A 23293-nucleotide genomic window follows, 5' to 3' on the forward strand; every position below is an offset into this window, starting at 1 on the left:
GAAAAAGCATCGAATATCGATGCTTTTTCTTACTTTATTTTTTAGAAAAATCCTTCTCAGTTTCATCACTTGTCACATCTAAAACATCTAATAAGAATATGAAGATTGGGATACCGATAATAAGCCCCCATACACCTAAGAAATGCTCAGAAAAAATTAACACCATAAATGTGTAGAAGATTGGTAAATTTGTTTTTTGTGACATAAACTTCGGATTTAATACATAACTTTCAAGCGCATGAATTACTGTTACGATAACTACAATATAAACGACATACATAATACCGCCGATATTGTAAGCAATCATACAGAGTGGGAATAACGAGATAATAACACCCGCCACTGGAATTAAACCAAGCAAGAAAATCATTAACGCTAAACCTAGTAATTGAGGGAATCCTAATATCCATAATGCGATAACAGATAAAACACAGTTAACAATTGCAATTAAAAATTGTGCTTCGATTACTTTTCCGAATGAACGTGCAAATTTCTTTCCGAAATACTCTATTTCGTTATAAAAAATTGCAAGTCGACTTTCTTTAAATTTCGAAGTAAAAGCAACAATACGTGCTTTTTCAAGTAAGAAAAATAAGCTCAAAATTACAGAAAGTAAAACTTGAAGGCCAAATTTCCCAACATTCGTAATAGATTTATACAAAATGTCTACGCCTTGCCCTATATATTTAGAAAGCTCCATATGATTCACAGCATTAACTGCATACTTAATTAATTCACTATCAGGTGGATTTCTTAAAAATACATTGAATTGATAAATCAATTGTGAAATTTGTATTGTTAATACCGGTAAATATTTAAATAGCGTAATGGCAATTCCTGCCACTAACATTACATATAAAAGCGCTATAATAATTTTCCGATTAATTGGCATGAAATGATCTAATTTACGAGAAATAAACTTTTGGAATCGATCCATTAAATACGTCAACATAAACGTAATTAAAATTAAATTTAACATACTTTGCATCCCATACAATATGAGAGCAAGTAATACTAATACGATTAACCTCTGAAATCCTTTGCTTTGAAACAGGTTTTTTATTTGCATAATCGACGAGTACTCTCTCCTGTCCTATAAAGTAAAACTTTAACAAGTAGCTCTCTCTATTCTCTACTTATAATTATCCTTTAATATTAAAGCCATTGCGAGCAATTTATCTTCAACCTTAACCGCTCGTTAATTGTGCTATATATTATGTTACTTCTTATTTTACAATACAATGACCTATTTCAAAACGCATTATGCACAGTATTAATGAAGATTTAAGGAAACTTTTATTCTTCAATAGGTCTTACCACTACTGTAACATAAAAAGCAAGCTATCAGTAGAAATCCGTCCTACAAATAGCTTGCTTTTATATTTTTTTAAGTAAGTTATATTACCCAATGAATGGCATAAACATCGGAATGATAACTACTGTTACAACACCAACTACTGTCACAGCGATACTTGCCATAGCTGCTTCTACTTCACCCATTTCGATACCTACTGCAACCCCTAACGCATGTCCCGCTGTTCCAAGAGCTAAACCTTTAGCAATCGGATGTTTAACTCTAAATGTTTTTAAGAATAAAGCTCCTAATGCGTATACGATAACTGCATTAAAGATAACTGCAAATGATGTAATTGCTGGAATACCACCGATACTTTCAGAGATTGGTAATGCAATTGCTGTTGTTGCTGCCTGCGGTAACATTGAGTTCATTACAGCTGTATCTAAACCAATTGCTTTTGCGACAATGAACACAACAACCACTGAACAAATAGATCCAACCACGATAGCCGATAAAATTTGCCACCAATATTTTTTTAACTTATCAACTTGTTTATATAATGGAATTGCAAATGCGATTGTTGCTGGTTCTAAGAAGAAACTAATCATCTTTCCGCCCGTATTATATTCCTCAAAGGTAAAGTTACCTACCTTTAAAAATACAATCCCTAATACCATTGCTACGAATAATGGTGTAAATAAGAAGAATCCTTTTGAGTGTTTGAATAAAAACGTTCCGATTCCGTATGCAATTAATGAAACGACGATTCCGAAATATGGAGTCATTGTGCTTGTCATGTTCATTACCTCCTAACCATGTATGGTCTAAAATAGTCACGCGACTTTTCCGTGTTTGCTTCCTTTGTTTACAACTTTCAACTCTTTTGTATCTTTTGTTTCTTTGTCATCTTTACCTAAAATCAATTGTGCAAATAAACCTGTTACAGCAAGTAAAATAATTGTTGCGACAACGATTACAGTTAGAATTTGTACGAAATATTGGCTCATTACACCAAGAGAGTTAATAACTGAAATACCTGACGGGACGAAAAGGAATCCGATAATACCTGTTAAAGCTGTTCCGAGTGATTCAACTTGCTCCAATTTAATAACCTTTAAACATAATAGACTAAATAAAACGACTAACCCGATTACTGATGAAGGCATCGGAATTGGTAAATGGGTTGCGATAATATTAGAAACTAACATAATAGCTGAAAAAACGAATATTTGTGATAGAAAACCATATACTTTTTTTGTGCTCATTTTGGCCACCTCTTTTGATTTGGTACCTTTATTTTATAGGATATAAACATCAAAGTAAGCGTTTACATAACGGGATGTCAAATATATACAGCCAATTACAATAATCATACGGTGAAATACAAAAGCTGCTTCTTAAATACGAAGCAGCTTTTTAAGTTCTTTTGCATATGTACGGCTAACTGGGACTTTGGATCCCTCTTTCATAATTAAGTTATAAGTCGAATTAAACCACGGCTGTATTTCAGAAATATGATTAATATTAGCAACGAAACTACGATGAACACGCATAAAAATTGTTTGTGGTAATTTCTTTTCCAAAATGACAAGCGTATCATGTGTTACATATGTTTCTTTCATTGTTTTTACAGTTACTTTCCCATCTACAAGCCCCACATAAATAATATCTTCAATATTAACAAGTACAATTGATTCCTCAATCGGTAATGCTAATTTATGCATTTCGGTCGTTACATCTTGCTTTGTTTCTAATTTTATTTGCTTTTGTTTTTTATATTTCTTTAATGTCTGTACGATACGTTCTTCATCAAATGGCTTTAAAATGTAATCTAATGCATCTACTTCAAATGCTTGCAGCGCATATTGATCATATGCAGTAGCAAACACAATTGAAGGTGGATTTTTCATTTTCTTTAATATATTTGCGATTTCAAATCCGTTATCATCAGATAACTGAATATCTAGAAAAACAATATCTGGTTTGTTTTTCATTAATTCTTCTAATGCATCCTCTACACAATCCGCCTCACCAATTATCTCTACTTCTTTTGTTTGCTCTAATAAATATTTCAATTCATCCCGTGCTAACATTTCATCATCAACTACTAATACTTTTAACACTCCGTTTTTCCTCCTCTACTTTTTTCGGAATTACAAAGAGGATCTTTGTCCCTTGCTCCAATTCACTTTCAATTTGAAGCATTGTCTCTTTCCCAAATAACCCGATAAGTCGTTCATTAATATTATATAAAGCTGTTCCAGTCCCTTTCTTTGATGGAACTACCATTTTTCCTAATTGCTCTAGACGTTCAATCTCAATCCCTTGTCCATTATCCTTCACTTCAAAGTGAACCATTCCTTCTTTTTCAAACACATGTACCTCGACTTGGCACACTGGCTGCTTTTTCGGAAAAGCATGGCGCAATGCATTTTCAACTAATAACTGAAGCACAAATGGTGGAACTAAAGTCACCTTTAGCGCCTCTTCAATGTACATCTTCACTTCATACTTATTCGGAAATCTCGCTTGCTCTAACGATAAATATGCATGTACATGATTCAACTCTTGTTCTAATGGAATAAGTAATTGTCGTGCCCCTTGCAAATTACAACGAAAATAAACGCTAAGCTGCAATAATAATTTTCTCGCCTTCTCTACATCTGTTCGGCATAAAGCTGATACTGTATTAATTGCATTAAATAAAAAATGCGGATTGATTTGTGCTTGCAGCGCTTTTATTTCGGCATCTTGCAATAACTTACTTTGTAACTCAGCTTCACCTAACTCAAGCTGTGTGGAGAATATTTTCGCTAGCCCTTCCGCTAACTCTTCTTCAACACGACTTAATTGATTAGAGTTTTTAAAATAAAGTTTTAATGTTCCTATCGTATTTCCATGTGAAGTTAATGGAATAACAACTGCCGCTTGTAATGGACACCCTTCATGTTGACAATTAATAATCTCACGTGATTTCGCCTTCATTATTTCCCCTGTTTTTAATACTTCTTTTGATAAACCTGTTATTAAACTGTGTGAAGGAATATGATGATCTGATGCTAATCCAACGTGAGCTAAGATTTTCTCTGTATCTGTTAAGGATACCGCATCTGTTCCTGTAAAGCGGTGAATAATTTGTGCCACATGTTTACAAGACTCTTCCGTTAACCCTTGGCGGAAATATGGTAACGTCTTATCAGCAATTCGTAATACTTTATGCGTTTGTAAAGCTTTTGCGTTTTCTTCTTGTCGTAAAATAGCTAGTATCATCGAAAGTAAAATAAAACTGCCAAAACTATTTACAAGAATCATCGGTAGCGCAATTGTTTTCACAACACTAAGTCCATCTTCTATAATTAATAGAATCATAAGCATTTCTAAAGTAACGATAAAAACACTTAAAACCGCAGAAAATTTAGGTGTAATAGTACGGTTATATTTTTTGAAGATGTATCCAATATAACCTGTTATAATCCCAGCCAAAATTGATGAGATTGCACAACTTACTGCCGTGGTCCCGCCAAGCATATAACGATGAATACCCGCAATAGAACCTACTCCAATTCCGACGATAGGACCACCTAGCAACCCACTAATTCCCACACCCATAATTCGTGTATTCGCAATTGTGCTGGATGATGAAACACCTTGTAACCAATTTTCATTCATAATAGTATTTCCTGCTATTTCAATCCCTGTGTAATTGCTCACAATTGTAAACACTGAAAAAATACAAATAAGCTTAAACTTATCTACATATCCGTCTTGCTTATGAAGAAGACGCCGGAACGTTTTAATATGAGAAAGTAAAAATCCTAAAATAACAATAAGTCCGACGCGTTCAATCATCATAAGTACTAAATTTAGCATCTGTGATTCATTCCTTTTTATATTAGTTAGTTTTATTATGGGAAAATAATGAAGCGTGCGTCAAGAAGAATGAAATGCTTTTTGAAATATTTTACACATAACAATCGCCCCTTTATTTGACAATCTAGTAGAAGAGTGCTAAAAATAAAGTAATATAATACAGTCCTTTAACCCAACCCCGTGAGGTTGAGAAGGAAGTCGGAATATAATATACGTATGTTCTCTTATAAGGGGGCTACGTATGCTTTTTGGCCTTCTCATCATATCAGGTGAGAAGGCCTTTTGTTATTCTTCCATAGCGACTGTAGAAGAAAATTAGGAGGAGTAATAATGAACATTACTACTGATGTACAACCAACAACAGAGGAGACGAAAGAAAAAAGATATAAAACATTATTTGGTTCTGCGCTAGGATATGCAGCAGAAGGATTAGATATGTTGCTCTTATCTTTCGTACTTGTCTACATTCTAAAAGAATTTCACCTTAGCCCTGTCGAGGGAGGGAACTTAACATTAGCCACAACAATTGGGATGTTAATTGGTTCCTATTTATTCGGATTTATTGCTGATTTATTCGGTCGTATTCGTACAATGGCCTTTACAATCTTACTATTTTCACTAGCAACCGCACTTATTTATTTCGCAACAGATTATTGGCAATTATTAATTCTTCGCTTTTTAGTTGGAATGGGCGTTGGTGGTGAATTCGGGATTGGAATGGCCATCGTAACAGAAACATGGTCTAAAGAAATGCGCGCTAAAGCGACATCAGTTGTTGCACTTGGCTGGCAATTTGGCGTCCTGGTTGCTTCACTCCTTCCAGCATTTATCGTCCCGCATTTTGGATGGAGAGCTGTTTTCTTATTTGGACTAATTCCAGCTTTACTAGCTGTCTATGTACGTAAAAGTTTAAGTGAACCGAAAATATGGGAACAAAAACAACGCTACAAAAAGGAATTGTTACAAAAAGAAGATGAAGGTAATTTAACGACTACTGAAGCAGAACAACTAAAACAAATGAAAAAGTTCCCACTTCGAAAGTTATTTGCAAGTAAAAAAGTAACAATAACAACAATTGGTCTTATTATCATGTCATTTATCCAGAACTTCGGATATTATGGAATTTTCACATGGATGCCAACTATTTTAGCGAATAAATATAACTATACATTAGCAAAAGCAAGCGGTTGGATGTTCATTTCTACTATTGGTATGCTAATTGGAATTGCAACCTTTGGTATTCTAGCCGATAAAATTGGCCGCCGCAAAACATTTTCATTATATTATATTGGCGGTACTATATACTGCCTCATTTACTTCTTCCTATTCACAGATGCGACATCATTGTTATGGGGAAGTGCCCTACTTGGATTCTTTGCAAATGGAATGATGGGAGGATTCGGAGCGATTTTAGCTGAAAATTATCCTGCTGAAGCTCGCTCTACGGCAGAAAACTTTATTTTCGGCACAGGGCGTGGGTTAGCTGGATTTGGACCGGTTATTATTGGATTACTCGCTACGGGCGGCAATCTACTTGGAGCGTTGTCCCTAATTTTTATTATCTATCCAATCGGATTGATTACGATGCTATTATGTGTACCCGAAACAAAGGGAAAAGTGTTAGATTAAGCATAAAAGAGGAAGCATCTCACTTAAGATGCTTCCTCTTTTCAATGTTTGTTTATTATTTACTTTGATTTACTAGCTTTCTGGAATAAGAAAGCTGTTTTATCTTTTTCTTCTACAATTCCTTGCTTTAATGCTAATTCTCCTGCAACTTTAGGTGCTAGCCACAGCATCGGGAATAATAGAATTGATACAGGAACAGCCGTCACTACAATAAAGGATTGTAGTGCATTAATACTTCCCTCACCCATATATAAAAGAATTGCTGCAACTGCGCCCATAATAAGCGACCAAAAAATTCGCAAGCTAATTCTAGGATCTCCATCTCCGGTCACTGCCATTGAAATGGAATAGGCCATTGAATCTCCTGTTGTCACTACAAATAAAATTGTTAATAAAAGAAATGCTGGTCCGATAATATTAGAAAGTGGTAATTGTTGCGTAATTGCAATCATAGCTGCTGGCATACCAGATTCACTTAATGCCACCGAGATAGAGCCTGGCTTCATTAACTCATAAAACACACCAGATCCGCCCAGTATAGTAAACCACAACGTTGTAATAATAGGTGCGATAATTCCAATTGCAACGATTATTTCTCGAATCGTTCTTCCTCTTGAAATTCGGCTCACTAAAATTGCCATCATCGGTCCATATCCAATAAACCATCCCCAGAAGAAGATTGTCCACGACCCTAACCAGCCTGTATCACCACGATATGTGCTTATTGGAATAAATTCATGTATATAAAATCCAAACGAAGAAACAAATGAATCAATAATAAATCCACCTGGTCCAAATAATAATACGAATGCCATTAATAAAATTGCTAGTCTAACATTTAAATCACTTATAATTTGAATCCCTTTATCAATTCCCGTTACCGCAGATATAGTAGAAACAGCTACTACACAAACAATAATGGCTAATTGAGTAGTAAACACATCAGGAATTCCAAACAATGCTTGTAATCCGTAACTTGCTTGTAGTCCTAAAAATCCAATTGGACCAATTGTCCCTGCAGCTACCGCAATAATTGCAAACACATCGATCATTGTTCCAAGCCAACTCTTTCGCAATTTCTCCCCAAAAATAGGATATAAAAGCGTTCGAGGTTTTAACGGCATACCTTTATGATAATGCCCATACATCATAACTACTGCACTAATTGTCCCTAAAATCGTCCATGCTAAGAAACCCCAGTGCATATAACTTTGTGCTAAAGCAGGCATGACTGCTTCTTGCGTTCCAGCGGATACACCTTCATGTATTGGCGGAACTGTCATAAAATGATACATCGGCTCTGCTGCTGCCCAGAAAACACCACCGCCAGCAAGTAGCGTAGCCATAATAATTGCTAACCATTTCGCCGTACTAATCTCAGGCTTATCTAGCCCCCCGAGTTTAACCCTCCCATATTTTGAAAAGGCCATACCCATCGCAACGACAAATGTACCAATTAATAAAACCTGCCAAAAAGCACCAAAATATTTAATTGAAGCTGTAAAACTGCTATTAATGACTCCCTCTACGTAACTTTTATTTAAAATAACTGCAATTACAAATAATAAAAGTGAGCCACCACTAATAAGAAATACAGGCCAATCAGTTTTTTGACTCTTCATCCTCATTTACCTTCCTCCTTCCTCAGCAATCTAAAAAAACAACTTCATTATGTTTTATTGTTTATATTCCACACACAATAATTATATAAGTATAATGCTTTAGTGATTTCACACACTTATGTTGTCCCTAAAAATATGCTAAATCCTTTATTTTAAAAGAATATTCTATTCCTCTTACATAAAAACGCAAAACAAAAGACCTTATATTTCTATAAGGTCTTCGAAACAGAAATTTGATTATAACACAAGGAAATGGCCGTTTCAAAAAAGGGCGTGCTAAAAGAGCTAGAAGTAAAGGCTTCCAACTGCTATCTAATAGGAATTAAAAAAAATTTAAATTTCACGATTGATACCTTTATATTACAAACTACTTATGGAAGAAATTAGGAGAGATAATGTCATTTGGATACGGTTTATGATAAATATGAGTTGCAGCAGGTGATAACGGAGGAATTAACCATACCCAGTTGCCAGTTACAACCCGTCCACAAGCAACTTCTTGCTTCTCAAACTGCTGAAATTGCTGGGCTGCTGTATGGTGATCTACAATGCTAACCCCTTGTTTTTTGAAAGAATGTAAAACAGCTATATTTAACTCAATTAACGCTTTGTCTTTCCATAACGTACTATTTCTAGAAGTATCTAAATTCATCATCTCTGCAACCGCTGGAAGCAAATTATAACGGTCATGATCCGCTAAATTACGAGCACCAATTTCAGTCCCCATATACCATCCATTAAACGGGGCTGCTGTATAAGAAATACCACCAATTTCTAAACGCATGTCTGAAATCATCGGTACCCCATACCATTTTACTTCTAGTGATGAAATTGGGTACTCTGGATGTTCAATTGGTACCTCTTTCACTTCTTTTTTAGGAATTTCTTTATATACAGGATCCTTTCCATCAACAGAAAATACAAGCGGTAATACGTCAAAATGTGTACCTTCTCCTTGCCACCCAAGACCTTGACATAAATCAGTAAATGCGGCGGAGTGTGAGTCACCAATCACTCCCATTTCCGTTTTGTATCCTGCATATCGAATTAATTGATGATTATAAAGTCGTATATTATTCTCTTCACCTTGATATTGCTTAAAAATCGTAATTGTCGGTTTAACTTTCCCATCATTCGTCGCATATTTAATATGATGAATTAATGCATTATATACACCTTCCTCATCATTTACTTCACGCGCATCTAATATGTGCATCTTACTCCAAAATAATCTCCCAATGCATCTATTACTATTACGCCATGCCATTCGTGATCCATGAACAAGCTCTTCAAATGTATGCTCATACGTGCCAGTCTTTTCTATCTCTATTAAAATTTCGTTCATACGCTCTTTTATTAATTTCTCTTTATTAAGTTCCTTATAGCAAACGGTAATAAAATTACTTGCTTCCTCTATTAATTGTTTCGTTTTGCTCATAAACAATCTCCTTCTATCTCAACAAGACACTACTACTTTACAGTATAAGCAAAAAGGATAAGAGTCACAAACGAAATCAAAAGTGTTACTTTTATCGTAATATTTTTCAGAAAATTTTTAGAATTTTTGTTGACTTCCGAAAAAAATAAGTGTATTTTTTACTTAAGTAAACTATTTTTACCTAGACCAACTTTTTAGGTAGAAAGGAGGTAATTTCACGTCTTCATTTCAATTGCCCAATCTTTCATATGACTATGATGAACTAGATCCATACATTGGTGTGATACATTAGCATTCATCATACATGTAAGGTAAATTTGGTGATGTAAAACTAGTATTGTTGAAATCCTCCAGAATCCCCTGGATTGCCACCGGGGGATTTATGATTATTTCAGTATATTTATGTAATGCTGTAAAATATTTTTTATTTCTGTATTTAATTCTCGGAATGAAAATCCTAATTCACGAGCCTTTCCATTATGTAACGTACAATTAGTCACTTCATTATAAGGTGCTATATTATCTCCTACTTCTTGAATAAGTGCTTTTATTCCCGTTCTTTCTTCTATGAAATGAATAACTTCTCCAGTAGAAACTACCCCGTTGCTACAAGCATTAATTGGTCCTTCTATGTTTCCCATTCCGCACCATGCTAAAAACTCTCCTGCTTCTTTTTCATGTATGAACGATAACTGTCCATCTACATCATCGACAACAATACATTCTTGTTTCACAACATTTTCAACGTAAAATTGTAATCTCTTCGTATAATCATTTTCTCCAATAACGACGGGAAATCTTACCGCAACGACTGGGAAGGTTGCCTGTTGAAACAACACTGCTTCCGCTAATCTCTTTCCCTCACTATAAGTGAAATCCGCTCTATATTCATACGGGTTGAACTCTTCTTCTTGCAAGTTTAATGCAGGCTCATATACCGCCATTGAGGATGTCATAACATATTTTTTCACTCTACCACGTAATACTTTACATATAACTTTCGCGGCGTTCGGGCTATAACATAAGTTATCGTATACAATATCATAACTTTTACCTTCTACGCGCTCTTCCAGTAATTTCTCGTCTTCTCTATCTACTACAATTCTTTTTGCCGTATCCCCAAAAGAATCCTCCGTAAATCCTCGTGTTGCAATTGTTATATCGTGCCCCTCTTTTAAAAGCGCTTCTACTAATTGCTTACCAAAAAACCTTGTTCCCCCTAGAACCAACACTTTTTTCACTTTCGTCATCCCCTATTTTGTAAAATACTACCTTAATTATAAACATGAATATAAATAAAAGCATGGAATCATTATAAAGATTCCATGCTTTCTTACATACGATACTTTAACGTACTCGATATTTAAAAATACAATAGCAGCAATAGAAAATAGAAATTACTGATACATAAACCCATAGTTCATATACGAATCCCTCTCCCCATACTCCCATAAAATAAAAGAGTGAAGGCAACGTCAATGTTACCCATGATTGTACAAAAGCAATTCTGCCAAGATATTGATTGATATTCTTTTTTTGTGCATTTAACACAAAGAATAAATACCAAAGTAATGCCCACATAAACCATGTTAACGCATTAACAACATCGTGGAATTGAACAAATGAAACAACCATATAGAATAAAGCAATAATTGCTACCCAAATACAGAACCAACCTAGTCCACTACTATCCATTCCTTTAATAAAAGTAACGCCTACATATAAATAAGTTAAACCAAATAAAAAAGTAGCTGCATATGAATATACCGTCCAATTACTTTGATCAGAAATCATAATCAAATAGAACGGAATGATAATTTGTAATGCCCCCACAAATAAATTAAAAACACCTGCGCTTTTCATCTCTACTTTGCCCAATATAACAAGACTATTTAAAAATAAAGCTGCACCTGAAAGTAATAATCCTACATAACCCATATATATTCGTGTGAAAGTCTTTCCCTTTCACACTTTTAACCTCCCCACAATATAAAGTGATCCTTTATCCCGCATTAACGGGCAGTAAAACTCCCACCTCAAAATCCAGGTGGAGCAAAGAAGTTAGGTGGGAGATCAACTGCCCGTAAAAGCCCGATTGGTTCAACTAATAATCAGTGGGGGATGAACAAAACCCCCACTGATTAAAGTTTCACTTTATTATTTTTCTTCCTATTTAAAACTACATACATAATTTTTAATCCAAATAAGTCAGACTTCCTACCTTAAAAAAGAACAGATTTAAAACGCTTTCAATAATAAATAACCCTATCAGAACATTAAATAGGATTCCTTGATTATAAACGTACTCTAACCATGATACAAGTATTGAAATTCTTTTCAATATTACGTTTTTTATTTCTATGAAAAATTAGTAGGATGATGCATTTTCCCTATCTCATTCTATTAATTTCTAGCATAAAACATTGTACAATCATATCATTTTAAGGAAGGTTTGATATTTATGCCTCTTCATTATCCAAATCAACCTGTTTTTCACTCCACAGGTGTATTAACAAGAGAGCCTGCAACAGTTTCAGCAGTAGTAAACATTGTAAATTTAGATGCATTTTACGCACACTATGTAAGTATAGAGGTTTGGGATTGGTCTAACTATTCTAATCCTGTAAAATTACCTGTACTAATTGGTGAAAATGCGGAAGTAGCATTTCCATATCTTTTACAAGGTAATCACTTAGCAGTTTTTTATGCTGATTTAGATGACTCTATTCACTTATATGAAATTCGTATTTCTGATTCTGACCACTCCAATATTATTGCAAATTGTTTTGGACGAAGCATCCCGCCATACGCAAGCCAAGAAGGTAATATCGTATACCATAAACAACTTATTCGAATTCATTAATTTCTCTTTCCAAATCACCAATTTATAAAGCCTTCAATAGACTAAATTCCTATTAAAATGCTTTGGTCAGTAATAATTTTCTTTTCCTCAACGAAAACTATTACTGACCTTTGGCTCCTTTATTATACATAAATACAATAAAAACAAAGTATCCTCCTTAAATCATTTGATAGCCATTTTTATTATCTACCTGCCATCTCCACGAATCTATACACATCTCTTCTAATCCATATTCTGCTTCCCATCCTAATTCTCGCTTCGCTTTAGATACATCAGCAAAACATATCGCTACGTCCCCAGGACGACGCCCGATAATTTTATAAGGTATTTTTTTGCCCGAGACCTTCTCAAAAGCATTAACCATCTCCAATACACTATACCCTTTCCCTGTGCCAAGGTTATATGCATCTATTCCTGTAGTTTCAAGTACTTTCTCAAGTGCCTTTACATGTCCTTTTGCAAGGTCAACAACGTGAATATAATCACGGACACCTGTCCCGTCTCTTGTTGGATAGTCATTTCCAAATATATTTAATTCCTTTAATTTCCCTACCGCTACTTGTGTTACATATGGCATTAAATTATTCGGAATCCCATTTGGATCTTCTCCGATACGGCCACTTTGATGCGCCCCAAATGGGTTGAAATAACGAAGTAACGCGATACTCCATTCACCATCAGCTTTTGCAACATCACGCATAATTTGCTCTATCATTAACTTTGTTTGCCCGTATGGATTTGTCACGCTTAATGGAAATTCTTCCGTAATTGGTGATGTTTTTGGAATTCCATATACAGTTGCAGACGAACTAAAAATAAATTTTTTCACATTATGCTTTTGCATTACATCACATAATATGATCGTACTTATAATATTATTATAATAATATGTAAGCGGAATTGTAGTAGATTCCCCAACTGCTTTGAAGCCAGCAAAATGAATAACTGCTTCAATGTTATTTTCCAAAAAAATCTCATTCATTTTTTCACGATTTAAAACACTTTCATTATAAAATTTAAATTGTTTCCCTGTTATTTCTTTTACTCGGTTTAAAGACTCTATTGAACTATTTGAAAGATTATCTACGACTATAATTTTATAATTATTATTTAATAATTCTATACACGTATGACTACCAATATATCCTGCTCCACCCGTTATAAGTATCGCCATATATATAGTCCCCCACTTATCATCAATTATAAAATTTTATAATCTCAATACACATCTATCCTATCATATTCCAAGATTGAAATTCTAAATATTTCAAATTTTCTTTTTTATATAAAAAAAGCTACATAACCTTTAAGTTATGTAGCTCTTCAACATCTATATTTGTCTATATCATTTTTTATTACTCAAAAATTTTAGTAAAAGCTATTCGGACGTTCCGGTTTGTTAAATTACGTAACAATATACACTTAGAAAATGCGCAAGACTACCTAACAATACAAAAACATGAAAAATTTCATGGTGTCCCATATATTTAAACTCCAACCATTTTGGCTTCGCACCGTAAATAAACCCACCAATTGTATAAAAAATGCCTCCAAGTACTAAGAAAATAATACCTCCTGTACTTAAATTCTCAGCTAGCGGTGCAAAGAATAGAACAATTAACCAACCCATCAGAAGATAAATTGCTGTCGATAACCATCTTGGACAATTAAACCAAAACATTTTAAAAACAATACCCAAAATCGCAGTTGCATAAACTAAACAAAATAATAGTAAACCATTTGCCGAGTTTAATGTAATTAAGCAAAAGGGTGCATATGTACCTGCAATTAATATAAAAATCATAGAATGATCTAGTTTCCTAAAGAAATAAATAACACGTTCACTGGCTACAACACTATGATACACAGCTGACGCCATATAAAGGACCATCATCCCGATACCAAATAAAATAACGGCTGTAATTGCAGCAACAGATGGCATCTTAACAGAAACCTTCACAAGCATAGCTAATAATGCAATAAATGATAATACAGCTCCTCCTAAGTGAGTAAATGCATTAACTGGTTCTCTTACATAAGCATTCATATAAACACCCCTCATATAATTACATGTAGTTTTCATAACTACATGTAATTATATACACATTATTCGCACGGGTCAACATTTACAATTCATTTGTTTCGTAATACCATATTTAAAGATATACTAAACATTAAGTTCCACTAAGTTATAAAAGTGAGGGGTTCTACGTGGAAAATATAAATAAATTACTTGAATCATTACATTTAGAAAAAAGTATTAAACTTGAGGATATCCCAAATGTCGACTTATATGTAGACCAAGTTGTCCAACTATTTGAGAATACTTATGCGGATACAACGAGAACTGATGATGAAAAAGTATTAACAAAAACAATGATTAACAATTACGCAAAAGGGAAATTATTCATCCCTATCAAAAATAAAAAGTATTCAAAAGAACATATGATTTTAATCAGCTTAATTTATCAATTAAAAGGAGCTCTTTCCATTAATGATATAAAAAGCTCCTTAGAAAATATAAATGCACCGTTAATAAACGATGATACATTCGAATTAAATACTCTATATAAAGATTACCTTTCTCTTACTGACACCAATGTGGAAAGCTTTAAGCAAGACGTGAATAACCGTGTTAAGGAAGTAAACGAGGTTTCTTCCTTAGAAGATCCAAAGCTAGAAAAGTTTTTATTACTAACATCCTTCGTGACTATGAGTAATATGTATAGACGTTTAGCAGAGAAACTAGTTGATGACCTCAAAGAAACTTAAACAAAAAACTATCCACCTGTTAGAGGTGGATAGTTTTTTGTTTACTTAATTGCTTCATGAACCTTTAATTGTTTCCCTTTAATCGTTGTGTTTTTCATGATTTTTAAAACAAGTGGTCCTTTTCCATTTAATATTTCAACGTAAGAAACATTGTCTTGTATTGTAATAATTCCTATATCTTCTGCTGTAACACCTTTAATTTTAGCAATTGTACCGACGAAATCTACCGCCCTAATTTTCTTTTTCTTCCCGCCATTAAAGTACAATTTCATAATTCCTTTGTTTAGATCTGCATTTTTATCTTTCTTTATAATTGGTTTAGCATGTATCTTTTCCTCAAATACTGCTTTCCCTTTCATAACTTCTTCTTTTGAAGGTGCAAGTGCCTTTGGAATTTCAAAGCCAATGTACTCCTCAATCTCTTCTAAAAATCTATTTTCATACGGCGTCATGAATGTAATAGCTTTCCCGTTATTACCAGCTCGTCCCGTTCTTCCCGTACGATGTACATAACTTTCTTTTTCTAATGGAATATCATAGTTAATAACATGTGTAATATTATCAATATCAATTCCTCTAGCAGCTACGTCTGTCGCTACTAAATAACGGAACTTTCCTTTTCTAAAATCGTCCATAACTTCAAAACGATCTTCTTGTACCATACCACCATGTATTTTGTCACAAGGATAGTTAACCCGCTTTAACTGTTGAAATACGTGATCTACATTTTCTTGCGTACGGCAAAAAATAATACAACTATCTGGATTCTCAATCGTTGTTACATCTTTAAGAAGTGAAAGCTTCTCCTCTTCTCTCGTCTCAAAAAGTGTATGTTCAATTTTATCTGTTGTAATCCCGGCAGCCTTAATTTCAATATGAGTTGGAGAGCCCATATACTTACGAGATAACTTTTCAACATCTTCTGGAAGTGTTGCTGAAAATAGCATTGTCATTCGTTTTTTAGGTAATTCGTCAATAATTGCCTCTACTTGATCGATAAAACCCATATTTAGCATTTCATCTGCTTCATCAATAACTAAGTACTTCAAACGGTCTAAAGAAAGAGTACCTTTTTCAATATGATCTAACACACGGCCAGGAGTCCCAACTACAATATGTGTTTTTTGCTTTAACTCTAATTTTTGACGTGCAAATGGAGATTTACCATAAACTGCAGCGGCCTTAATTCTTTTGAAGCGGCCTATATTCGTAATATCTTCTTTTACTTGCACCGCAAGCTCTCTCGTCGGTGTTAAAACTAAAGCTTGTGGCTTATTCTCTTCCCACTCTACCATTTCACAAAGTGGTATGCCAAATGAAGCGGTTTTTCCACTTCCAGTCTGTGATTTCACGACAAGGTCTTTCTTTTGCAAGGCAACTGGAATAACCTCTCCTTGCACTTCCGTTGGATGTTCATATCCTAAACCAGTAAGTGCTCGTATTATTTCTTTACTTAATGCATAATTACTAAAGCTTTTTTTATTCATATATTAACCTCATTTGAATTTTATATTTAAATAACCCTATTCTCCATATCTCACGTCGAGTTATACTAAGATACTATATTACACCAATGTTTTTAATTTATCTAAGTATAATTCTTAAATAATAAAAGGCAGCCCTAATAATAAGTCTGCCCTTCTAAACTATATTCATTTCTATCCCGCTATTTGTGGGCAGTAAACGCCCGATTGGTGAAGGCTAATAATCAGTGGTGGGATGAACAAAACCCCCACTGATTAAAGTTTCACTTTATGGGACTAATTTTTTTACAACCGGTATTCTTTGCAACACTAAAGTGATTACCATACTAAGGACAATTGTGATCATCACATTAATAGGTATCGCCAATATTGCATGTACATGTTCATTTACCTTTGGAAAGACCCTGTACAGATAGTTATTTAATAAGAAAAAGTGAAGGATATAAATACCAAGGCTCGTTTGATTTATACCGCGTAATAAAAATGGTAATTTCCTTTCCGAATTTTGGAAATAATATTTAAAGAATATAAATAAGCCAATTGTCATAAGTACAACACCTGGAGCAAAGTATCCATACCAAAACTGGTCCAATTGTCCATTTGCTTGGACTGTATAGTAATATGTAATAAAGAATGTAGTACTAAATCCTACGATTCCTCCGACGTAAGCGATAGTCCTCCATTTTTTAACAATATCATAATTTGATAAATAATAACCAAGTAGAAAATATCCTACATAATTCGTAACATAAAATAATTCAATATTAAAGTTAATAGGGTAATAATATTTTGCTAAATTAACCACAACAGATGCATATATCCATAAAATTAAAAAATACTCTATCTCCCTCTTTTGAGCATTCTTCACAAAAATTTTCAGTAAAGGTGTAATTAAGTATATCCCTACAATCATGTACATGAACCATAAATGTCCACCAATACTATCTGTTAGAAAATACTTTATCCCCTGCTTTATCGAACGTGGGAAATATCCCGCATAAGCCCCGTATAAGTAAAATAAAGCACTCCAAGCTACAAAAGGTATAATTACCTTACTTGCACGCTTCCGTATAAAATCACCAATAGAAATGTCTTTCGTTCCCTTTAATAATAAAGCACCACTAATCATCACAAAAATTGGAACACTGGCACGTGAAATTGATTCAAAAAGGTTACCAGCCATCCAGCGCGACACGTTATTTGCATCTAACATGGAAACATAGCCAGCAGCAACATGAATTGTAACGACTGCAATTGTCGCTAATACACGCAACCAATCCATATACACTAATCGGTTCATTAACACCCCTCCTAAATTTACATATTTAATTTTTTATTTACCACACATAATTTTATATTAAATTCCGATATATTAAAACAAATTGTGACGATATCAACCTATAACAAACCTGAATAAACTTAATTTTTTAATATAAACATTAAAACCTTTGACTTATTAGTGAAAATAATGTAAATTATCTTTTGGACGAACATTTTCAAAGAAACTAAATAAAATATTCGTATTTTAGGGGTGTAAATGATGGAAAACGTATTTGACTATGAAGATATTCAATTAATTCCTGCAAAATGTATTGTAAATAGCCGATCCGAATGTGATACAACTGTCACTTTAGGAAAATATAAATTTAAATTACCTGTCGTACCTGCAAATATGCAAACGATTATTGATGAAAGAATCGCAACTTATTTAGCTGAAAATAATTACTTCTACATCATGCATCGTTTTCAACCAGAGAAACGAATTTCATTCATTAGAGATATGCAATCACGTGGATTAATTGCTTCAATCAGCGTTGGTGTTAAAGAAGACGAGTACGAATTCGTACAACAATTAGCTGCTGAGCAACTTTCACCTGAATACATTACAATCGATATCGCGCATGGTCACTCTAATGCTGTGATCAACATGATTCAACATATTAAAAAACATTTACCAGAAAGCTTCGTTATCGCTGGAAACGTTGGAACTCCAGAAGCGGTAAGAGAATTAGAAAACGCTGGTGCTGACGCAACAAAAGTTGGTATTGGACCCGGTAAAGTTTGTATTACTAAAATTAAAACAGGCTTTGGAACTGGTGGTTGGCAGCTAGCTGCACTTCGCTGGTGTGCAAAAGCTGCAAGTAAGCCAATTATTGCTGACGGTGGTATTCGTACACATGGCGACGTAGCTAAATCCATTCGATTTGGAGCAACTATGGTTATGGTCGGTTCTCTATTCGCTGGTCATGAAGAGTCTCCAGGGGAAACAATCGAAAAGGATGGCAAACTTTATAAAGAGTACTTTGGTTCAGCTTCTGAATTCCAAAAAGGTGAGAAGAAAAACGTTGAAGGTAAGAAAATGTTCGTTGAGCATAAAGGTTCTTTAGAAGACACTTTAATCGAAATGGAACAAGATCTTCAATCTTCTATTTCTTACGCTGGTGGAACAAAATTAGACGCAATTCGTACTGTAGATTATGTAGTCGTGAAAAACTCTATTTTCAACGGCGATAAAGTATATTAATTCTTAAATTTAACTCGAAGGACAAGCGTTTTTTATGCTTGTCCTTCTTTTTCATGTATAAAAATGTAAAATATTTTCATTTTACTGAATTTTCTAGTATCATATTTTTAGATACTTATAATAAGGGGGATATAACAAATGAAAAATGTAATTGAGAAACGCCTTATTCGCGCGGAAGTCCCTACTGAGTTAACATGGGATCTTTCTGATTTATACGAATCTGATAAAGAGTGGGGAACTGCATTACGTGTATTAACAGACGATATAAAAAAACTTGATGCATGTAAAGGACAATTACACACTGGCCCCGCTACCTTATTAAATTGCCTACTTTTAGAAGAAGAGCTTTTAATGAAGTTAACAAAACTCAGCACATATGCATATTTAAAAGAATCCGCCGATCGTACAGATCCAGTTATTCAAGCGAACTCTTCCAAAATTTCCGCTTTAGGGACGAAAGTAGATACTGCACTATCCTTTATTTATAACGAAATCCTCTCATTTGAAGAAGGAACAATTGAAAAATATTTAACTGCGGAAACAAAACTCGAACCTTTCCGTAAATCGTTACTCGAAATAATTAAAAAGAGGCAGCACACTCTCTCACCTGAAACAGAAGAAGCTCTTGCTGCACTCGGCGAAGTTCATAGTTCACCCTACAAAATTTACGGCATGACTAAATTAGCCGATATGGATTTCTCTTCTATACAAGATGAACAAGGAAATGATTTGCCTGTATCGTTTGCATTATTTGAAAGCAAATATGAATTTTCTCCAAGCGCATATATACGTAGAGAAGCGTATTCATCATTTATTTCCACATTGAAACGATATAAAAATACAGTTGCAACAACATATGCTACTGAAGTAAAAAAACAAGTGGCGCTTTCTCGTTTACGCAAGTACGAGTCCGTTACCCATATGCTTTTAGAACCTCAAAAAGTTCCATTTGAAATGTATAACAACCAACTAGATATTATTTATAACGAATTAGCGCCTCATATGCGCCGTTTTGCAGATTTAAAAAAGAAAGTATTAGGGCTTGATCAAATGCTTTTCTGTGACCTACACGCACCGTTAGATCCTGAATTTAATCCAACCATCACATACGAAGAAGCTGGTAAATTAATTCAAGAATCTTTAAAAGTATTAGGACCTGAATATAACACGATTATCAAAACAGGCTTTAAGGAAAGATGGGTAGACCTCGCAGATAATATCGGAAAATCAACAGGTGCCTTCTGCTCTAGCCCATATGGTTCTCACCCGTATATTTTAATTACATGGCAGGGTACGATGCGTGGATGTTTCACATTAGCTCATGAATTTGGACATGCTGGTCATTTTTATTTAGCAAATAAAAATCAGCGTATTATGAATGTACGTCCATCTATGTACTTTGTTGAAGCACCATCAACGATGAATGAATTACTATTAGCCCAGCATTTACTTGCGACTACTGAAGATAAGAGAATGCGCAGATGGGTTATTCTGCAACTACTCGGCACATATTACCACAACTTCGTTACCCATCTACTTGAGGGAGAATATCAAAGAAGAGTATATGCTATAGCAGAAGAAGGGCAAGCACTCACAGCTACAACTTTAACTGAAATAAAAACAAAGGTCCTTTCGACATTCTGGGGAGATTCCGTAGAAATTGATGAAGGCGCTGGTTTAACATGGATGCGTCAACCTCACTATTATATGGGCTTATATTCTTACACATATTCTGCAGGCCTAACTGCATCTACCACTGTAGCCCAAATGATTCAGGAAGAGGGACAGCCTGCTGTTGATCGCTGGCTCAACGTACTCCGCGCAGGCGGTACGATGAAACCACTCGAATTAATGAAACACGCTGGAGTCGATATGTCAAAACCAGATGCAATCCGTAAAGCTGTTTCTTACGTCGGTTCCTTAATTGATGAACTAGAGCACTCTTATCAAGAATAAAAATAAGCCCTCGTTTTATGAGGGCTTATTCTATATTTACTTTCCAAATCTTTTGCGGTATCCGCACTTTCTACACAGTTCTTCTACTGCAACCCTTTTTGAAAATCCATCTACAATATTTTGCGCTCTATCGCCTTCAATAATATTAGAGAATGAATCATTATTAATATTTCCAAGGTTAATAATTCCCTCACCATCTAAACAGCAAGGAATAACAGTTCCGTTCGCTAAAATTCCAGCCTGATTACGAAGTCCATGACAGAACCCTTTTCCATCATCCTCTTCTTCATGTAATGCTGGCCACTGGAATTCATAATCTTGATTAATAAATACACGTTCTGCAATTTTTATACCTTTTCCTGGTGTAAGCTTCTCTTCAATGTTATAAGAAAGATCAAATTCATTTTCGATAATAGATAATAAATCTCTATTCCGCTGAATTTCAAGATTCGTTTTGTTATCCTGAGTTAAATTCCACAACCTTAGCGAAACAATTAAATCCGATTGACTTGTCGCCTCTCTAATGAAAGAAAGTATACTCCTTACATAGCCCTCTTTATCTTGCGATCCTGGGTGTCCATCAAAACTGTGCAGTGAAAAATTCATTTGTCTTAACGCAGGCTTATTTAACAGTCTATGTCTTCTCTTATTAATTAACGTTCCGTTCGTTGTAATGTTAACTTTAAACCCTTTTTCATGGCTTAAATCTAATAGTTGATCTATTTTCGGATGGAGCAATGGCTCACCCTTCACGTGCAAATAGATGTAGTCTGTGTGAGGTTTAATTTGGTCTAATCTTTTAGCAAAATCCTCCACAGAAATGAATTGCTTCTGCCTTTCCGTCGGCGGACAAAAGCTGCACGCAAGATTACATACACTCGTAATCTCCAAGTAAAACTTTTTAAACTTCTTCACCTTTAATTCCTCACTTCTATGACTACTTATACTTTTTTCCTCTTCATATTACAACACACTTTTTTATAAATAGAAACATACTTATTTTAGGAAACCTTCGTACTACCTATTAATGTTTAAAAGACCATCGGTGGTTTTTGTCCAATGGTCTTTTTTACTCTTTATATACAAAGGAAAAATTTATTTATGATACGGTTCACCACGATTAATCCGAAACGCTCTATACACTTGCTCAAGCAATACTAATCGCATTAATTGATGTGGTAATGTCATCTTTGAGAAGGAAAGAGATTCGTTTGAACGCTTCATTACTTCAGAACTAAGCCCCAGTGATCCACCAATTACAAATGTGATTTTGCTCTTTCCATATGTAGCAAGACGATCTAGACTTACCGCAAATTCTTCTGATGATTTTTGTTTTCCTTCTATTGCTAGCGCAATGACGTGTGTATCATCAGAAATTTTATCCAGTATACGTATGCCTTCTTTTTCTTTTACAATTAGCATTTCTGCTGCACTTAAATTTTCTGGTGCCTTTTCATCTGGCAACTCAATTACTTCTACTTTTGCGTAAGAAGATAATCGTTTTAAGTATTCTGCTATACCTTGTTTTAAGTATTTTTCTTTTAATTTTCCGATTGAAATAATCGAGATATTCACATCTATTCCCCACCTTACAAACACGTTATCCACAGGACTTATCCACATATCCACAAATGTTACCCACATATTGTGTGAGAATCTGTGTTCGATACAACATATGTCGCCTCATTTTGACAAAATTCACATGTTTTTTTCTCTTCTTTAGAGTTATCCACATTGTTAATAACCGGTGCAACTTCACACTCATCCACAATGATATCTAATGCTAATTCAACATGTTCTAAACAACAAGGTAAATTCATATTCTTCACCTCACTTTT

21 protein-coding genes are annotated in these 23293 nt (G+C 34.4%); 5 read left to right on the forward strand and 16 right to left on the reverse strand.

Features of this window, described 5'->3' with window-relative positions:
• Positions 1 to 34: 34 nt before the first annotated feature.
• The 5 genes from MHB76_RS25840 to lytS all read right to left on the reverse strand — a co-directional run bounded on the left by MHB76_RS25840 (position 35) and on the right by lytS (position 5167).
• Positions 35 to 1069, reverse strand: coding sequence for an AI-2E family transporter (locus MHB76_RS25840; RefSeq protein WP_078174621.1), 1035 nt, complete (start codon positions 1067 to 1069; stop codon positions 35 to 37).
• A gap of 332 nt (positions 1070 to 1401) precedes the next feature.
• Complete coding sequence (gene lrgB, locus MHB76_RS25845) at positions 1402 to 2094, reverse strand: antiholin-like protein LrgB (protein ID WP_002144612.1); 693 nt, start codon at positions 2092 to 2094, stop codon at positions 1402 to 1404.
• Positions 2095 to 2130: 36 nt separating this feature from the next.
• Positions 2131 to 2562, reverse strand: a complete 432-nt coding sequence (gene lrgA / locus MHB76_RS25850) for an antiholin-like murein hydrolase modulator LrgA (protein ID WP_016106782.1) — start codon at positions 2560 to 2562, stop codon at positions 2131 to 2133.
• A 132-nt stretch (positions 2563 to 2694) separates the two neighbouring features.
• The gene (locus tag MHB76_RS25855; RefSeq protein ID WP_016106783.1) at positions 2695 to 3420 is read right to left on the reverse strand and encodes a LytR/AlgR family response regulator transcription factor; all 726 of its coding nucleotides are present in this window, start codon (positions 3418 to 3420) and stop codon (positions 2695 to 2697) included.
• On the reverse strand, positions 3398 to 5167 hold the full coding sequence (gene lytS, locus MHB76_RS25860) for a two-component system sensor histidine kinase LytS (protein ID WP_002113187.1): 1770 nt from the start codon (positions 5165 to 5167) through the stop codon (positions 3398 to 3400). Before lytS ends, MHB76_RS25855 begins: the two co-directional genes overlap by 23 nt.
• Before the next feature lie 330 nt (positions 5168 to 5497).
• On the opposite strand from lytS, the gene MHB76_RS25865 reads away from it, so the two are divergent.
• On the forward strand, positions 5498 to 6796 hold the full coding sequence (locus tag MHB76_RS25865; protein ID WP_016106785.1) for an MFS transporter: 1299 nt from the start codon (positions 5498 to 5500) through the stop codon (positions 6794 to 6796).
• Positions 6797 to 6855: 59 nt separating this feature from the next.
• Here the strand turns inward: MHB76_RS25865 and MHB76_RS25870 are convergent, their stop codons facing one another.
• The 4 genes from MHB76_RS25870 to MHB76_RS25885 all read right to left on the reverse strand — a co-directional run bounded on the left by MHB76_RS25870 (position 6856) and on the right by MHB76_RS25885 (position 11794).
• On the reverse strand, positions 6856 to 8424 hold the full coding sequence (locus tag MHB76_RS25870; protein ID WP_078174620.1) for a BCCT family transporter: 1569 nt from the start codon (positions 8422 to 8424) through the stop codon (positions 6856 to 6858).
• A gap of 361 nt (positions 8425 to 8785) precedes the next feature.
• On the reverse strand, positions 8786 to 9856 hold the full coding sequence (locus MHB76_RS25875; protein ID WP_002159684.1) for a nitric oxide synthase oxygenase: 1071 nt from the start codon (positions 9854 to 9856) through the stop codon (positions 8786 to 8788).
• A gap of 386 nt (positions 9857 to 10242) precedes the next feature.
• Positions 10243 to 11106 (reverse strand): NAD-dependent epimerase/dehydratase family protein, encoded by an 864-nt coding sequence (locus tag MHB76_RS25880; protein ID WP_340988104.1) that lies wholly within the window; start codon positions 11104 to 11106, stop codon positions 10243 to 10245.
• A 97-nt stretch (positions 11107 to 11203) separates the two neighbouring features.
• Positions 11204 to 11794, reverse strand: coding sequence for an AmiS/UreI family transporter (locus tag MHB76_RS25885; protein ID WP_002159682.1), 591 nt, complete (start codon positions 11792 to 11794; stop codon positions 11204 to 11206).
• A gap of 523 nt (positions 11795 to 12317) precedes the next feature.
• Between MHB76_RS25885 and MHB76_RS25890 the strand changes: the two genes are divergently transcribed.
• Positions 12318 to 12719: a hypothetical protein gene (locus MHB76_RS25890; RefSeq protein WP_078174618.1), complete on the forward strand. Its 402-nt coding sequence runs from the start codon at positions 12318 to 12320 to the stop codon at positions 12717 to 12719.
• 157 nt (positions 12720 to 12876) lie between these two features.
• On the opposite strand, the gene galE is transcribed toward MHB76_RS25890, so the two are convergent.
• Entirely contained in the window at positions 12877 to 13893 is a 1017-nt protein-coding gene (galE, locus tag MHB76_RS25895) for a UDP-glucose 4-epimerase GalE (RefSeq protein WP_002159680.1), read from the reverse strand.
• Positions 13894 to 14118: 225 nt separating this feature from the next.
• Positions 14119 to 14766, reverse strand: a complete 648-nt coding sequence (trhA, locus tag MHB76_RS25900; RefSeq protein WP_002159679.1) for a PAQR family membrane homeostasis protein TrhA — start codon at positions 14764 to 14766, stop codon at positions 14119 to 14121.
• Positions 14767 to 14930: 164 nt separating this feature from the next.
• Between trhA and MHB76_RS25905 the strand changes: the two genes are divergently transcribed.
• Positions 14931 to 15491: a DUF1836 domain-containing protein gene (locus tag MHB76_RS25905; RefSeq protein ID WP_002035007.1), complete on the forward strand. Its 561-nt coding sequence runs from the start codon at positions 14931 to 14933 to the stop codon at positions 15489 to 15491.
• 41 nt (positions 15492 to 15532) lie between these two features.
• On the opposite strand, the gene MHB76_RS25910 is transcribed toward MHB76_RS25905, so the two are convergent.
• Both MHB76_RS25910 and MHB76_RS25915 read right to left on the reverse strand, forming a co-directional pair.
• Positions 15533 to 16978: a DEAD/DEAH box helicase gene (locus MHB76_RS25910; protein WP_016106790.1), complete on the reverse strand. Its 1446-nt coding sequence runs from the start codon at positions 16976 to 16978 to the stop codon at positions 15533 to 15535.
• Positions 16979 to 17243: 265 nt separating this feature from the next.
• The gene (locus tag MHB76_RS25915) at positions 17244 to 18275 is read right to left on the reverse strand and encodes an acyltransferase (protein ID WP_078174617.1); all 1032 of its coding nucleotides are present in this window, start codon (positions 18273 to 18275) and stop codon (positions 17244 to 17246) included.
• Positions 18276 to 18515: 240 nt separating this feature from the next.
• Here MHB76_RS25915 and guaC point away from each other — a divergent pair, with 240 nt between their 5' ends.
• Together guaC and pepF are read left to right on the forward strand one after the other, a co-directional pair.
• A complete protein-coding gene (gene guaC / locus MHB76_RS25920) occupies positions 18516 to 19499 on the forward strand; it encodes a GMP reductase (RefSeq protein WP_078174616.1) in 984 nt (327 codons plus the stop codon).
• A 138-nt stretch (positions 19500 to 19637) separates the two neighbouring features.
• Complete coding sequence (pepF, locus tag MHB76_RS25925) at positions 19638 to 21455, forward strand: oligoendopeptidase F (RefSeq protein WP_078174615.1); 1818 nt, start codon at positions 19638 to 19640, stop codon at positions 21453 to 21455.
• Between the two features lie 36 nt (positions 21456 to 21491).
• On the opposite strand, the gene MHB76_RS25930 is transcribed toward pepF, so the two are convergent.
• The 3 genes from MHB76_RS25930 to MHB76_RS25940 form a co-directional block, all read right to left on the reverse strand.
• Positions 21492 to 22370: a radical SAM/SPASM domain-containing protein gene (locus MHB76_RS25930; RefSeq protein WP_002159675.1), complete on the reverse strand. Its 879-nt coding sequence runs from the start codon at positions 22368 to 22370 to the stop codon at positions 21492 to 21494.
• Positions 22371 to 22550: 180 nt separating this feature from the next.
• Positions 22551 to 23030, reverse strand: a complete 480-nt coding sequence (rlmH, locus tag MHB76_RS25935; protein ID WP_002113213.1) for a 23S rRNA (pseudouridine(1915)-N(3))-methyltransferase RlmH — start codon at positions 23028 to 23030, stop codon at positions 22551 to 22553.
• Positions 23031 to 23089: 59 nt separating this feature from the next.
• Positions 23090 to 23275, reverse strand: coding sequence for a CxxH/CxxC protein (locus MHB76_RS25940; protein ID WP_002035001.1), 186 nt, complete (start codon positions 23273 to 23275; stop codon positions 23090 to 23092).
• Positions 23276 to 23293: the final 18 nt, after the last annotated feature.

This window comes from Bacillus sp. FSL M7-1345 (assembly GCF_038006985.1).
Classification (GTDB): Bacteria; Bacillota; Bacilli; order Bacillales; family Bacillaceae_G; genus Bacillus_A; species Bacillus_A cereus_U.